At 71.5% G+C, this 15,013-nt stretch carries 10 protein-coding genes; 3 read left to right on the plus strand and 7 right to left on the minus strand.

The annotated features are described in order from the left end of the window. Nucleotides 1–14 precede the first annotated feature (14 nt). The gene (locus tag OHA21_RS50020; RefSeq protein ID WP_328467802.1) at nucleotides 15–2,036 is read right to left on the minus strand and encodes a response regulator; all 2,022 of its coding nucleotides are present in this window, start codon (nucleotides 2,034–2,036) and stop codon (nucleotides 15–17) included. Between the two features lie 126 nt (nucleotides 2,037–2,162). Here OHA21_RS50020 and OHA21_RS50025 point away from each other — a divergent pair, with 126 nt between their 5' ends. Continuing rightward, nucleotides 2,163–5,033, plus strand: coding sequence for a hybrid sensor histidine kinase/response regulator (locus OHA21_RS50025; RefSeq protein ID WP_328467804.1), 2,871 nt, complete (start codon nucleotides 2,163–2,165; stop codon nucleotides 5,031–5,033). Here the strand turns inward: OHA21_RS50025 and OHA21_RS50030 are convergent. The 6 genes from OHA21_RS50030 to OHA21_RS50055 form a co-directional block, all read right to left on the minus strand. Beyond that, nucleotides 4,994–5,887 (minus strand): ABC transporter ATP-binding protein, encoded by an 894-nt coding sequence (locus OHA21_RS50030; RefSeq protein ID WP_328467806.1) that lies wholly within the window; start codon nucleotides 5,885–5,887, stop codon nucleotides 4,994–4,996. The genes OHA21_RS50025 and OHA21_RS50030 overlap by 40 nt on opposite strands. Nucleotides 5,888–5,967: 80 nt before the next feature. Then, on the minus strand, nucleotides 5,968–7,917 hold the full coding sequence (locus OHA21_RS50035; RefSeq protein ID WP_328467808.1) for a dipeptide/oligopeptide/nickel ABC transporter permease/ATP-binding protein: 1,950 nt from the start codon (nucleotides 7,915–7,917) through the stop codon (nucleotides 5,968–5,970). Beyond that, on the minus strand, nucleotides 7,914–8,855 hold the full coding sequence (locus tag OHA21_RS50040; RefSeq protein WP_328467810.1) for an ABC transporter permease: 942 nt from the start codon (nucleotides 8,853–8,855) through the stop codon (nucleotides 7,914–7,916). Before OHA21_RS50040 ends, OHA21_RS50035 begins: the two co-directional genes overlap by 4 nt. Nucleotides 8,856–8,857: 2 nt before the next feature. After that, nucleotides 8,858–10,372, minus strand: a complete 1,515-nt coding sequence (locus OHA21_RS50045) for an ABC transporter substrate-binding protein (protein ID WP_328467812.1) — start codon at nucleotides 10,370–10,372, stop codon at nucleotides 8,858–8,860. Nucleotides 10,373–10,526: 154 nt separating this feature from the next. Beyond that, on the minus strand, nucleotides 10,527–11,501 hold the full coding sequence (locus tag OHA21_RS50050) for a TerC/Alx family metal homeostasis membrane protein (RefSeq protein WP_328467814.1): 975 nt from the start codon (nucleotides 11,499–11,501) through the stop codon (nucleotides 10,527–10,529). 421 nt (nucleotides 11,502–11,922) lie between these two features. Then, complete coding sequence (locus tag OHA21_RS50055) at nucleotides 11,923–12,555, minus strand: alpha/beta fold hydrolase (RefSeq protein ID WP_328467816.1); 633 nt, start codon at nucleotides 12,553–12,555, stop codon at nucleotides 11,923–11,925. Nucleotides 12,556–12,634: 79 nt separating this feature from the next. On the opposite strand from OHA21_RS50055, the gene OHA21_RS50060 reads away from it, so the two are divergent. Next, nucleotides 12,635–13,858 (plus strand): MFS transporter, encoded by a 1,224-nt coding sequence (locus OHA21_RS50060; protein ID WP_442875224.1) that lies wholly within the window; start codon nucleotides 12,635–12,637, stop codon nucleotides 13,856–13,858. A gap of 178 nt (nucleotides 13,859–14,036) precedes the next feature. Continuing rightward, complete coding sequence (locus OHA21_RS50065; protein WP_328467818.1) at nucleotides 14,037–15,008, plus strand: helix-turn-helix domain-containing protein; 972 nt, start codon at nucleotides 14,037–14,039, stop codon at nucleotides 15,006–15,008. The last annotated feature ends 5 nt before the right edge of the window (nucleotides 15,009–15,013 follow it).

Raw genomic sequence — 15,013 nt, forward strand, 5'->3', positions numbered from 1 at the left:
GATTGACCTGTGGGTCAGCTGTGCTGTGCCGCGTTCAGCGCCGACCGCACCGTGCTGACCAGCGTCTCCCGGTTGTACGGCTTCGCCAGGATGGTCGAACCCGGCTCGAGATTGTTGCCCTGCTCGTCGAAGAGCGCCTCGGCGAAACCGGAGACGAAGACGATGGTCAGGTTCGGCTGCCGGGAGGTGGCGATCTGGGCCAACTGACGGCCGTTCATGCCGGGCATCACCACGTCGGTGACCAGCGCCGACACGTGTCCCGGGTGCTGTTCGAGGACCTGCAGAGCCTCGGTCCCATCGGAGGCGGTCAGCACGTGGTAGCCCGCGCCGTCGAGGATCCGGGCGGTCACCTGGAGTAGCGCCACCTCATCGTCGACCAGCAGCAGGGTCTCGCCGCCCGGGCAGCCCTGGTGCTCGTCCACCGGCGGCGGGGCGGCCGGTGTGGTCATCACCGCGGGCAGGGCGAACGTGGCCGTGGTGCCCTGCCCCTCCCGGGACAGCAGCTTGAGCTGCCCGCCGGCCTGGCTCACGATCCCCTGCGCGGTGGACAGGCCGAGGCCGGCCGTGCCCACGGTGGGCTTGGTGCTGAAGAACGGCTCGCAGGCCCGGTCCAGGACGTGCTGCGGCATGCCGGTGCCGGTGTCCCGGATGCGCAGCACCACGTGCTCGTCCTCCACCGCCGTGGTGATCGTGACCGTGCCGCCGGCGGGCATCGCCTCCACGCTGTTGCGGACCAGGTTCTGCACCGCCTGGGTGATCTGCGCCGGGTCGGCCTGCACGTCCGGCAGGTCGGGGGCCAGGTCCAGGACCAGCTCGGTCCCGGGTCCGGCCGCGGAGCGCAGGGCGCCGTGCGCGTCGCGCAGCAGCTTGTTCATGTTGAGCGCGGTCGGCTGGGTGACCTCGCGGCGGCCGAAGGCGAGCAGCTGCTGGGTGAGCGTCTTGGCCCGTTCGCCGCCCTTGACCACCTGGCCGAGGTCGCCGAGCAGCGACTCCGCCGTCTCCGCCGGGATGGTGCCGTCGGTCTGCGCGTCGCTGATCGTCTCGATGGCCAGCGTCGCGTACCCGAGGATGGCACCCAGGATGTTGTTGAAGTCGTGCGCGGTGCCGCCGGCCATCCGGCGCAGGCTGTCCAGGCGTTCCGCGTCGCGGTGCCGGGCCTCCTCCTGCCGGCGCAGGGTCTCCTCGCGCAGCCGGTCCTCCGCGGAGACCAGGTCGGTGACGTCGTCGACCATCAGCACGCCGCCGGCGAGCTGCCCGTCATCGTCGTCGTGGATCTGCCGCAGGTGCAGCCGCAGCCGCCGGGTGGTGCCGTCGGACCAGGTGATCCGATGGTCGAACTTCAGCTCGGCGGTGTTGCCGGCGCCGTGCAGCAGGCTCAGCGCGGCATCCTGCGCGTCGGTGTCGAGGCAGGCCAGCCAGCCCTGGCCGAGGAAGCTGTCCAGCGACACCTGCATGATCTCGGCGAGCCGCGGGTTGATGTAGTCGGCGTTGCCGTGCCGGTCGATGATCCCGATGCCCACCGGTGAGGCGATCGCCATCGCCTCGAACCGGCGCTCGGTGTCGTGCAGGGCCCGGACCTTCTCGATCAGCTTGGCGTTCACCGCGTGCAGGTGCGCCTGGGCGAACGCCTCGTCGGCGGCCGGGACCTCGACGGTGACCGGGCCGTTCGCCAGGGCGGTGTCGACCGCGTCGAGCAGGGTGTGCGGATCCTGCGAGCGCAGCACCACCTGGCTGACCCCGCACGCCTCGGCGATCGGCCGGGTCTCCGGCTCCAGGTAGTTGGCGGTGTAGAAGATCACCGGCGCCTGCGCGGCCTGCCGGTCCGGGTCGGTGCGCAGCCGGTGGACCAGTTCCAGGCCGTCGATGCCGGGCATCAGCACGTCCGAGACGACGACGTCGGGATGGTGGACGTGGGCCAGCCGGAGCGCGTCGGCCCCGTCGTGCGCCTCGATGACCTCGTGACCCCGGTACCCGAGCAACATGCGCACGATGTCCCGGTTGGCGGCCACGTCGTCGACCACCATCACTGTCGCCACGGCGTCTCCCTCTGCGGCGGTGGGAAGATCTGAGTCTTTGTCCGATATAAGGCTAAAGCAGAAAATCTCCACATGTACGGTGATGCTGAATCGGATTCGGCTCCGCACCCGGGGGAGTGCTGCGCATTGGAACGTCGGACTGTAGTCGCTCCGGCCCTGCTGGCGGTGGGTGTCGTCGCCGTGGCCGGTGTCGCGGAGCTGCTGCGCCGCGGCCTCGACCGGTACTTCCATCGTGCCGCGCAGCGGTTCGCCGAGGGCCGGTTCGAGAGCGAGCGCCGCCTGCAGAGCCACGTCAACGCCCGCCTGGCCGCCATCGTCGAGGCCTCCCAGGACGCCATCGTCAGCAAGGCGCTGGACGGCACGATCCACACCTGGAACCCGGGGGCCGAGCGGCTCTACGGCTACACCGCCGAGGAGATGGTCGGCAGCGACGTCACCCGGCTGCTGCCGCCGGACCGGCTGGGCGAGGAGAAGGAGCTGCTCGGCCGGGTGCTCGGCGGACAGGCCCTGAGCCGGTACGAGACCCGCCGCCAGCGCAAAGACGGCAGCATCATCGAGGTGTCGCTGAGCATGGCCCCGATGCGCGACACCGACGACACGGTGATCGGCGCGTCCACCGTCGCGCACGACATCACCGCCCGCGTGCACGCCGAGCAGCGCCTGCGGGTGGAGCGCGAGCAGCTCGAGATGATCATGCAGGCGGCCAGCGACCCGTTCTTCACGATGGACGGGGACGGTGTGATCGCCGAGTGGAACCGGCAGGCCGAGCACGTCTTCGGCTGGCCGCGCGAGGAGATCCTCGGCCGCAACGTGGCCGGCACCATCCTGCCGGCCCGTTACCGGGGACCGCTGGAACGGGTGCTCGACGGCCGGTGGGACTGGGTGCTGGACCGGCCGACCGAGATCGCCGCCAACCACCAGGACGGTCACGAGATCCCGGCCGAGCTGACCATGTGGCGGATCGGTCACGACGGAGGGGTGCACTTCCACGGCTTCGTCCGCGACATCACCGCCCGCCGGCAGACCGAGCAGGCCCTGGCCGAGGCCCGCGACCAGGCGATCGAGACGGCCCGGCTGAAGTCGCAGTTCCTGGCGTCGATGAGCCACGAGATCCGGACGCCGATGAACGGGGTGATCGGCCTGACCGGGCTGTTGCTCGGCTCGCCGCTCGACGACAAGCAGCGCCGGTACGCCGAGGGCATCAGCGCGGCCGGCTCCGCGCTGCTCGCGGTGATCAACGACATCCTCGACTTCTCCAAGCTGGAGGCCGGCAAGGTCCTGCTGGAGGACGCCAACTTCGAGGTCGGCCGGCTGATCGCCGACGTGGTGTCGCTGGTCGCCCCGCCGGACACCCGGGACTCGGTGACGGTCACCGGGGTCTGCGACCCGGCCCTGCCGGGCACCGTCTGCGGCGACCCGGCCAAGCTACGGCAGGTGCTGCTCAACCTGGCCGGCAATGCGGTGAAGTTCACCAACCAGGGGCAGGTCACCGTCACCGCCACCCGGGACGAGCGGCATCCGAGCGGCCCGGACGCGGTGCCGATCCGGTTCGAGGTGCGCGACACCGGCATCGGCATCGACATGCACCAGCAGGAGGAGCTGTTCGAGGCGTTCACCCAGGCCGACGCCGGTACCACCCGCAAGTTCGGCGGCACCGGGCTGGGCCTGGCGATCAGCCGCGATCTGGTCGAGCTGATGGGCGGCACGATCGGCGTGCAGAGCGAGCCGGGGCACGGCAGCACGTTCTGGTTCACCGTCACGCTGCGCGCCGCCCGCGACGACCTGCACCTCTCCGACCGGCACTCGCTGGACGGGCTGCGGGTACTCATCGTCGACAGCGACGAGAACGACCGCAGTGTCCTGGCCGACCAGCTCACCGCGTGGTCGATGCAGGCGACCGGAACCGTGGACACAGCCAGCGCGGGCGCCGCGCTGCGCGACGCGGCTGCCGCGGGCCGCCCGGTCGACCTGGTCATCGTCGACATCGGCACGGCCCGCGACGACGGGATGGAGATCGGCGGGTTGACCATCGCCCCGGCCGGCTGCCCGGCGCCGAAGACCATCCTGCTCGCCGACGACGCCCACCACCTGCCCGAGGAGCCGGATCCGGACCGGTTCTCGGCGGCCTTCGCCAAGCCGCTGCGGCAGTCCCAGCTCTACGACGCGCTGGTCGGCGCGCTCACCGACCGTGTGGAGGACCAGTCCGTCGGTGCCACCGCCGAGACCCCGGTGGGCCGGGGCCATCTGCTGCTGGTGGAGGACAACGACATCAACCGGACGGTGGCCCTCGGCATCCTCGCGAACCTCGGCTACAGCGCCGACATCGCGGTCAACGGCCTGGAGGCCGTCGAGCGGGCCGGCCGGCAGGAATACCGGGCGATCTTCATGGACTGTCTGATGCCGGAGATGGACGGGTACGCCGCCACCGAGGAGATCCGGCGCCGCGAACCGCGGGGCCGGCGCGTGCCGATCATCGCGCTCACCGCGAGCGCGCTGCCCGAGGACCGGGCCCGCTGTCTGGCCGCCGGGATGGACGGGCACATCGCCAAGCCGCTGATCCCGGCGGACGTCGCCAAGGTCCTGGAACGCTGGACCAGCCCGCTGACCGTGCCGGAGCCGGCCGCCGTGGTCGCCGAGATCGAACACCGGCTCGACCAGTTGCGCGGCCCCGACCCGGCGGCCACCGCGAAGGCGCTGGGCGGTCTGCTCAGCGCGCTGTCCGCGAAGATTCCCGAGCATCTGGACCGGATCATCCACGCGCTCGCGTTCGACGACGCGGACGCGCTGCGCAACGAGGCGCACCAGCTCAAGGGGATCATGGCGAATCTCGGGGCGGGCGCGGCCACCGACGCCTGCGGCCGGCTGGAGACCGACGCCCGCGCCGGTGACCTCGATGCCGCCGTGGCGTCACTGGCCCACGCCCGCCCGTTGATCGCGCTCACCCGGACCGCGGTGGATCAGATCCGTCCCCGGTTCAGCAGGGCGTCCTCCGCGTAGAGGTGGCACGCGGCCTGCTGCCCGTCCAACAGGTCGTACACCGGTGGGGTGGTGGTGTGACAGATCTCCATCACCCGGCCGCAGCGGGCCCGGAACGGGCAGCCCACCGCATCCCGCTTGATCGGCGCGCCCTTGTGCAACGGCCGGTACGCCGCCCGCTTGATCCGGTGCTCCTGGCGCCCGGACGGATGCGCCACCGGACTGGCCGCCAGCAGCGCCCGGGTGTACGGGTGCCGCGGGTGCTGGAACAGCTGGTCGGCCGGCGCGATCTCGACGATCCGTCCGGCCAGCATGACCGCGATCCGGTGCGACAGGTGCCGGACGATGCCCAGGTCGTGCGCGATGAACAGATAGCTCACCCCGGTCTCCGCCTGCAGGTCGGCGAGCAGGTTGATGATCTGGCTCTGGGTGGACAGATCGAGCGCGCTGACCGCCTCGTCGCAGACCACCAGCCGCGGGCCGAGAGCCAGGGCCCGGGCGATCGCCACCCGCTGCTGCTGACCGCCGGACAGCTCCGCCGGGTACCGGCTCAGGTGCGCCCGGGAGAGCCCGACCTGCTCGAACGCCTCGGCGGCCCGCTCGTCCGGCCGGTCCAGGCCGTGCCGGCGCAGCGAGGCGATCACCGCGTCCGCGACGACGTGGCGCGGGTTGAGCGACGACGCCGGGTCCTGGAAGACGGCCTGGACGGCCCGCCGGTACTCCAGGCCCATCGTGCCGATGTCGCGCCCCTCGAAGCGGATCGTGCCCGAGGTGGGTTCGGCGAGTTTCAGGATGGCCCGGCCGGTGGTGCTCTTGCCCGAGCCGGACTCGCCGACCAGGCCCAAGGTCTCGCCCGGCGCCACGTCAAAGTTCACGCTGTCCACAGCGTCGAAGCGACTTGTTCTGATAAACCCGGACTTATAGGTCACCGAAAGGTCGCGTATCTCAAGAAGCGTCATCGGCCCAGCACCAATTCTTCCGAGCGCACGCAGCGCACCTGCCGATCCAGGGGAATCGCCGCGGTCGAGCACCGGTCGACCGCGAACGAGCACCGGTTCGCGAAATGGCAGCCCGAGGGCCACTCCCCGGCGAGCGGAACCCGGCCGGGAATGGTCGGAAGCCGGTCCGCCTTGCCGTCGAGGCCGGGGTTGGCGGCCAGCAGCGCCGCCGTGTACGGATGACGCGGCCGCTCGAACAGGTCCGAGACGTCACCGACCTCGACGATCTGTCCGGCGTACATCACCGCGGCCCGGTCGCAGGACTCGGCGACCACCCCGAGGTCGTGCGTGATCACCAGGATCGTCATGTCGAACTCGTCGCGCAGGTCCAGCAGCAGGTCGAGCACCTGGCTCTGGGTGGTCACGTCGAGCGCCGAGGTGGCCTCGTCGGCGATCAGCACCCGTGGCTCGGTGGCCAGGGCCATCGCGATGCCGACCCGCTGAGCCATGCCGCCGGAGAACTGATGCGGGTACGCGTCGAGCCGCTGCTCCGGGTCCTCCACCCCGACCCGTTCGAGCAGTTCGACCGCCTTCTTCCGGGCGTCGGCCCGGGAGAGCCCGAAATGCGTACGGATCGGCTCGCAGAGCTGTCTACCGATGGTGTGCACCGGCGACAGGGCGGAGAGCGGGTCCTGGAAGACCACGGCCAGTCCACGGCCGCGGATCCCGCGCAGGTCCTTCTCCGGCAGCCCGGCGATCTCCCGGCCCTCGAACCGGATCGAGCCGGACGCCAGCCGGGTGCCGCCCGGCAGCAGGCCGAGCGCGGAGCGGGCCAGCATCGACTTGCCCGAGCCGGACTCGCCGAGCAGGCCGATCACCTCGCCGCGGCGCAGGCTCAGCGACACGTCCTGGACCAGGGGGACCGGGTCGCCGGGGCGGTCGAGCACGACGGTGACGCCGTGGAGGTCGAGCACCCCACCGGTCTCCACCGGACCGGACGCGGGCTTGACGATCGGCAGCGGGCGGCGGCGTACCGGGCGGGGGGTGGCGCCGGCGAAAGCCGCGCTGATGCCGTCGCCGACCAGGTTGAACGCGAGCACGGTCAGCACGATCATCACGCCCGGCGGGAAGGGCAGGAACGGCTGGGTGGCCTGGTCCTCGGCGGCCGCCCCGAGCATCCCGCCCCAGGAGGCCTGGCTGGGGTCGAGGCCGAGGCCGAGGAAGCTGAGCGCCGACTCCACCATGATCGCCGAGCCCAGGAAGATCGCCGCCTGCACCGCGAGCGGGCCGGCCAGGTTCGGCAGCACCTGCCGGAACAGGATCTCCGGCGTACGCAGCCCGGCCACCCGCGCCGCGTCGACGTAGAGCTTCTCCCGTTCGGCGAGGGTGATCGCCCGGGTCATCCGGGCGAAGGCGCCGCAGAAGATCAACCCGATGGCGAGCATCAGATTGCCCAGACCGCGGCCGAGGATGGCGATCACCGCGAAGCCGAGCAGCATGCCCGGCAGGGCGTCGGCGATGTCCAGGAAGCGGGAGCCGATCCGGTCCGACCAGCCGCCGCGGTAGCCGAGCAGCAGGCCGAGCGGCACACCGATCAGCATCGCCACGGCGACCGAGCCGACCGCCACCAGCAGGGCGACGCGGGCGCCGTATATGAGCCGGCTGAAGGTGTCCCGGCCCAGGTCGTCGGTGCCGAGCAGATGCGCCGCCGACGGACCCTGCAGCAGAGCGTCGAAGTCGGTGGCGGCCGGATCGTGCGGCGCGAGCAGCGGAGCGGCCACCGCGGCGACCGCCACCAGCAGCAGGAACCCGAGCGCGATCAGGGTCATCGGCTGACTGCGCAACCGGCCGAAGAGTCTGCGAGAAGTACTCGGTGAACCTTTTTCAACCTGGCGTCGGGCCGAAGGTTCCGGGCGGTTGGTCAGGCGCAAGGCGCTGCCGCCCTGGCCACGTTGAAAAAGGTTCATTGTGGACGCACCCGGGGGTTGAGCAGGCCGTAGCCCACGTCGATGAGCAGGTTCACCGCGATCACCAGCGCGGCGATGATCAGGACGCCGCCCTGGACGACCGGGAAGTCCTTGCCGATGACGCTGGTCAGCAGCAGGTTCCCGATGCCGGGGAAGGCGAAGACCACCTCCACGACCAGGCTGGTCGCGAAGAGGATGCGGAACGTGATCCCCATCGTGGCGAGCACCGGGACCATCGCGTTCTTGAAGGCGTACCCGATGATCCGCCGGCGGGGGACACCGGCGGCCGTGAGCGTGTCGACGTAGCGCGAGGCCAGGGCCTCGGCCATGGCGCCGCGCGTCTGCCGCGCGATCAGCGCGGCCGCGCCGATGCCCAGCGCGATCGACGGCAGGATCAGGCCGCGCAGCCAGGCCGCCGGGTCGTCGGTGAGCGGCGTGTAGCCGATCACCGGGACCCACCCCAGCTGCACCGCGAAGATCAGGGACAGGATCAGGCCGAACCAGAATTCCGGTACGGCCAGACCGACCGACGTTCCGGCGGTGATGACCCGGTCCCGGGGGCCGCCGGGCCGGACACCGGCGAGCACGCCCAGTCCGATCCCGGCGACCGTCGCGACCACCATTCCGCCGAGGGCCAGAGACAGCGTCGCCGGCAGCCGGGTCAGCAGCAGATCGGTCACCGGCAGCGCCGACCGGATCGACGTGCCCAGGTCCCCGGCGACCGCGCCGCTGAACCACTCGCCCAGCCGGACCAGCGGGGACTGGTCCAGGCCGAGCTGGGCCTCCAGCTGCGCGATGCTCTCCGGGTTGGCCTGTGTGCCGAGGATCGCGGCCGCCGGGCTCCCCGGGATCAGGTAGGTCAGCAGGAAGACCACCAGGGAGACCGCGGCGAGCTGCGGGAGGGCCAGGGCCAGGCGGTACGCGATGAGCCGGGCCACGGTCAGGCCCCGGCCGGCTTCAGGTCGCGGTAGTTGACCAGGTTCGGCTCCCACGCGTTGGCCGGTGCGGCGATGCCGGTGACCTTGGCGCTGTTCCACGCCAGGGTCTCCTGGCCGACGACGTGCCCGCAGGTCAGCGCCTCGTCCGCGATCACCTTGGTGACCTCGGCCCAGAGCGCGTTCGCCTCGGGGGTGGCGCCGGCGGCGATGGCCTTGTCGGCGGCCGCCTTCAGGGCCGGGCTCTCGACCTTCGACGGGTTGCCGGGCGCGTCGGCGGCGAACCAGGCCTTGTACCAGTCGAACGGGGTCAGCTCGTCGTTGGCGCCCAGACCGAACGGGTACTTGCCGCTGTTCCAGGTCGACGCCCACTGCGGCGGCGGGGCCACCTGCACCTTGACGTCCCAGCCGAGTTCGGAGAGCTGGCTGGCGTACACCTCGTTCTGCTTCTGCGTGAACGGCGCGGCGAGCACCTCGAAGCTCACCTGCTTGCCGCCGGCCAGGCTCTTCGCCTGGGTCAGGTCGTGCTGGTAACCGGTGACCGCGGGGTTGTGGCCGGGCTCGCCCTCGGCGAAGTGCTGTGTGCGGACCGCCATGTCCGGTTCGACCTTGACGTAGGTCGCGGTGTCGAGCGCGTAACAGGCCGCCCGGCGCACGTTCACGTCCTCGAAGACGCCGCCCGGGCCCCGGTCGAAGAAGAGCGGGTTGTTGCGGATCGCCGGGTACATCAGCGTCTCCATGCCGGGCGAGCCCTTGAGCCGGTCGACCGCGCTCGGCTCCACGTCACTCAGGTCGATCTCGCCGCTGGAGAGGGCGCCGACCGCCTGGTTGTCGTCCGGGATCGCGTACAGGGCGATGGTCTTGAAGCCGACGGCGTCCGCCCCGCCCCAGTACTTGTCGTAGAACTTGAAGGTCATCCGGGTGCCCGCGGTGGACGACGCGGCGTCGTACGCCCACGGGCCGGTGCCCACCGGCGTCTGCGCGATCGACTTGTCGGCGATCGCCTTCGGGCTGGCCATCGGGGTGGCCCGGGTGGACAGGGTGGTCAGCATCGAGGGCGTCGGCTCGGCCAGGTTCAGCTTCACCGTGGTCTCGTCGACCGCGTCGATCGACTTGATCACCTTGAGCGGGCCGGCGTACGGACCGGGCGCGTCCCGGACCGTCTCCAGGTTGACCTTGACGGCCTCGGCGTTGAACGGGGTGCCGTCGTGGAAGGTGACGCCCTGGCGCAGCTTCAGGGTCAGCGCCGTGTCGGTCTGCTCCCAGGACTCGGCCAGCACCGGCTTGACCTCGCCCTTCACGACCTCGACGAGGTTCTCGTAGGGGACCCGGGTGTACCCGGCCTCACCCTCGGCGCCGGGGGCCCAGCTCTCCGGGAAGCCGCCCCAGTTGACCCGCAGGGTGGCGTTGGTGGCGGCGGTGGTGGACTCGTTGCTGTCGCTGCCCGAGCAGGCGGTGACGGTCAGCAACGCTGCCACGACGGCCGGAACGGCCAGCGCTCGCTTCGTGGAAAATTCCATAATGGACAGACGCCTCCTTGCGATATTGGGGGGCGGTGCGAGAGAGAATCGCGTCATGAACTGCGAGTCATGCTGCCGCCGGCAGGTGACCCGAGCCACACCTCGAGGCGCAAAGTAAAGATGCAGTTTCGTTCGGGTAACCGCCTCTGACCCCTCAGCGAGCGGCGACCGCCTCCCTGCGGTTGGCGAGCATGCTGGTGGCCGTCACGACAGCGAGGGTGACGGCGATGACAGCCAGTGACGCCTCGGTCGGGATGTCCGGCACCTGCGGCCAGACCTTGTGCGCCCAGTGCAGCACCAGCTTCACGCCGATGAAGCCGAGGATGATCGCCAGCCCGTAGTTCAGGTGGCGCAGCCGGTCCAGCACGTTGCGCAGCACGAAATACAGCGCCCGCAGGCCGAGCAGGGCGAACGCATTGGTCGCGAAGACGAGGTACGGGTCCTCGGTCACCCCGTACACCGCGGGCACCGAGTCGACGGCGAAGACCAGGTCGGTCATGAAGACGGCGACCACGACCAGGGCCAGCGGGGTGAGGGTGCGCCGCCCGCCGAGCACGACGGAGAGCTTCCCACCGTGGTACTCACCGGTCACCGGCATGAACCGGCGCATCAACCGGACACTGCGCATGTTCTCGATGTCGACGTGGTACTGCTCGTGGCGCATCGCGTCGCGCAGCACCTTCGCCGCGGTGGCCAGCAGCGCCGCGCCGAAGAGCAGGAACGCCCAGGCGCCGGTCTGCAGCACGGCCGCGCCGGCGGCGATGAAGATCGCCCGGAGCACGAGTGCCCCGACGATGCCGTACAGCAGCACTCTCTGCGCCAGCGCCGTGGGCACCGCGAACGCCGCGAGGAGCAGCATGAACACGAACAGGTTGTCGACCGACAGTGACTTCTCCACCACGTACCCGGTGTAGAACTCCATGGCCGGGCGTCGCCCGTACACCTGCCAGACGAGGACGCCGAAGGCGGCCGGAAGCGCGAGATAGAAGATCGACCATCCGACCGCCTCGCGCATCGCCACCTCGTGCGGGCGCCGGGTGACCGCGAAATCCGCGGCCAGCAGGGCCAGCAGGACCGCGATGGTGATCGCCCACAGTTGTGGGGACGCGATTGACGACAGACTTGTCACAGGGAGCCTCCTCGGACACGCTGCGTAGTCCGAGGTCTCCCTCACCCGCCGCGCCTTCGCGCGGGATCACGGGCGAGCGCACGGGGGCACGTTCGGCGTGCCCGTGATGACCGCGACGCTCTCTGCGGAGGTACTCCCCTCACCCGGCAGGATAGGCACCCGGCCGGTCCGCGGCTATCCCGAACGCCGAAATAACCGAATCGGGTTGACGTACGGTGACTTGCGGGGGACGGTGAGGAAACGAACCACGACGCGGTACCGGGGAGGTCCCGCATGCTGATCGACATCCTGGTCGGCACCATGCTGATGCTCTGCCTCGTGGTCAGCAGTGCCGCACTTCTACCGCCACGCCGGCACGGACATTTCCGTCATCACCGGCACGGTTGACACCTTCCGCCCGGCCCGGCAAACGGGCCGGGCTTCACAGCAGGTCACGTAGCGTAGCCGCGAAGGACGCCGGCTCCCGCAGATGGGGGAAACCCGAGCGCGGCCGGGCGGCGGAGACCGGGTGCGGCCGCGCACGGCCGGCATCCGGCCGCTTGAACCAGCATCGGTACGCGCGAAGCAGCGCCGCGTCCTCCCGGGCCACCGCGAACTGCCGGTACGGCGCCGGAATCGTGCCCAGATCGACGGCCGCCAGATGCTGCTCCACGCTGTCCGCCGGCTCGGCCACCGGCTCGTCGAGGGTGACCACCGCCCGGGTCGCGTAGGCGTCCGCGAACGCGTTCGCGAGCAGCGCGGACTCGCCGTGACCGACCACCACCGGGGCCCGGTGCAGGTCGAGACCGGAGATCAGCACGGCCAGATCCTGGGTGAGCGCGTCCAGGTCGTAGTCGCCGCGCGGCGCGGACTGGCCGTGCCCCGGCAGGTCGACGGCGAGGACGCTGCACGCGTTGTCGAGGTCCGCGGCGACCGGCCACCACATCGTGCGGTCGTAGAGCAGCCCGTGCAGCAGCACGACCGGACGGCCGTAGGCGCCCCACCGGTCGTAGACGAGCCGGTTCTTCGGGGTGCCGAAGGCGTGGGTGGTGCGGCGCGGCGGTCGGGGATGCATGAGCTCCGGTCTTCCAACTTCGTGCGGACGTCAAACATGCGCCTGGGGGGACGCTCACCGCTTCACTACGGACGCGATGATGTCTCCGGTCGAAGGAAGCGGAGGAATCTCGGTGACGGCGCACGTGACATCCCGGCTGTTGACACCCTGGCGGGCGATCGCCGGCTTCGGTGTGGTCAGCCTCGCCGCCGACATGGTCTACGAGGGCGCCCGCTCGATCAGCGGGCCGCTGCTGGCCGAACTCGGGGCGTCCGCCCTCGCGGTCGGGCTGATCACCGGCGCCGGCGAGGCCGCCGCGCTGCTGCTCCGGCTGGTCTCCGGGCCGCTCGCCGACCGCACGGCACGCTACTGGGCGCTCACCATCTTCGGGTACGGGCTGACCGCGATCTGCGTACCCCTGCTCGCGGTGACGCCGTTCCTCGGCGCCGCCGGGCTGGCGGTCGCCGCGTTCCTGATCGTGACCGAACGGGTCGGCAAGGCGATCCGCAGCCCGGCGAAATCCACGCTGCTCGCCGAGGCGGCCGGCGAGGTGGGCCGGGGCCGCGGGTTCGCGGTGCACAAGGCCCTCGACCAGATCGGCGCGTTCGCCGGCCCGCTGCTGGTCGCCGCCCTGGTCGCGGTGGCCGGAACGCTCTGGCCGGCGCTCGCCGCGCTCACCGTTCCCGCGGTGATCGCGATGATCCTGCTGGTCTGGATGCGGCGGCGCTTCCCCGGCCCGGCGCCCCGGACCGGGGACCGGTCGGCGGACCCGGCGCCGGGCCCGCTGCCCCGGCGGTTCCACTGGTTCGCCGCCTCCGCGGCGGCCTCCACCGCCGGGCTGATCACCTTCGGCCTGATCTCCTACCACGCGAGCCGCAGCGGCGGGATCACGCTGGCCGCGGTGCCGATCCTGTACGCCGGCGCGATGGCCGCCGGCGCCCTGGCCGCCCTGGCCAGTGGTCACCTGTACGACCGCTGGGGCGCCCGCGTCCTCTACGGCCTGCCCGCCCTGGCCGCCGCCACCCCCGCGCTCGCCCTCTCCGGCAGCACCGCCGCGATCGTCGCCGGAACCGTGCTCTGGGGCGCGGCCGTCGGCGTCCAGGACTCCACCGTGAAAGCGCTCGTCGCCGACCTGGTCCCGGCGCCGCGACGGGCCACCGCCTACGGGGTGTTCGCCGCGATCCAGGGTGTCGCCGCCCTGCTCGGCGGCGCCCTCGCCGGCGGCCTGTACGGCTACTCGATCACCGCCCTCGCCGTGGTGCTCGCCGCCACCCAGGTGCTCGCCGCGGCGCTGCTGGCGGTGACCCTGACCCGCGTGCGATAACTTGTCGCCGACCGTTCCGTTGCCCGTCATGACCGTGTCGTCCGGCCGAACGCACGTGATCGTCCCCGGTGAGCATCCGCATCGCGCTGGTCCCAGAGTCGTTCCTGCCAGTGCGATCCCTGCCGATGCCCGGTCATCCCGTTCCGGCGCCGCCGGTGGCCGCTTACGCTGCACAGACATGGGGTTCGTACTCGACACCGCGGGCATCGCGGCCGACGACCGGCTGGAGGCCGTGAACACGGCGATGCGGTACGCGTCGGCCCCGTGCCACGTCATCCACGAGAACCCGGACGGCCCGGTCTACGCCCGGATGGAGGTCTGGGACCTGGGCGACGCCAACATCTTCACGCAACGGTCCTCGGGGATCCGGCTGGTGCGCACCGCGAAACTGGCCCGGCAGGACGCGATGCCGGTGATCGCGCTCTCCGTGCAGCAGCGCAGCTCCGGGCGGCTCACCCAGGGCGACCGGCAGGAACTCACCCCGCCCGGCGAACTGCTCGGCGTGGACCTGTCCGGCGCGTACGACTACTCCTGGGCCGGCGACGGAGCGGCCGGCTGCGTCCAGATCCCGCTCGACCGGCTCGGGCTGCCGGTCGACGTGCTCCGCCCGGCCCTCGGCAGCCTGCGGTCCAGCCCGCTCTACCGGATGGTCACCGCACACATCGCCCAGCTGGCCGGTGACCCGGCCCGGATCACCACCGACCCGACCGTGGCCACCATCGCCGCGGCCAGCATCGACCTGTGCCGGGCCCTGCTCGCCTCCGCCGGCCGCGCCGAACGGCACGCCCGGCAGGCGTTCGCCGACACCCTGCTCACCCGGATCCGGCTCTACGTGCGCCAGCACCTCACCGACCCCGGCCTGACCCCCGCGCAGATCGCCGCCGCACACAACATCTCGCTGCGGCACCTCTACCAGATCTGCGCCCGCGCCGACCTCAGCCTCGAGCAGTGGATCATCGCCGAGCGGCTCCAGGGCGCCCGCCAGGAACTGGTACGCCGGGCCAGCGCCCACCGCTCCATCGCGGCGATCGCCCGCGGCTGGGGGTTCCGCGACCCGACGCACTTCACCCGCCGCTTCAAAGACCGGTACGGCGTGTCCCCGAGCCAGTGGCGGCGGCAGTCCGCGGAGGAGCGCATCGTCAGCCGATAGCCGTG

This window comes from Actinoplanes sp. NBC_00393 (assembly GCF_036053395.1).
Lineage (GTDB): Bacteria > Actinomycetota > Actinomycetes > Mycobacteriales > Micromonosporaceae > Actinoplanes.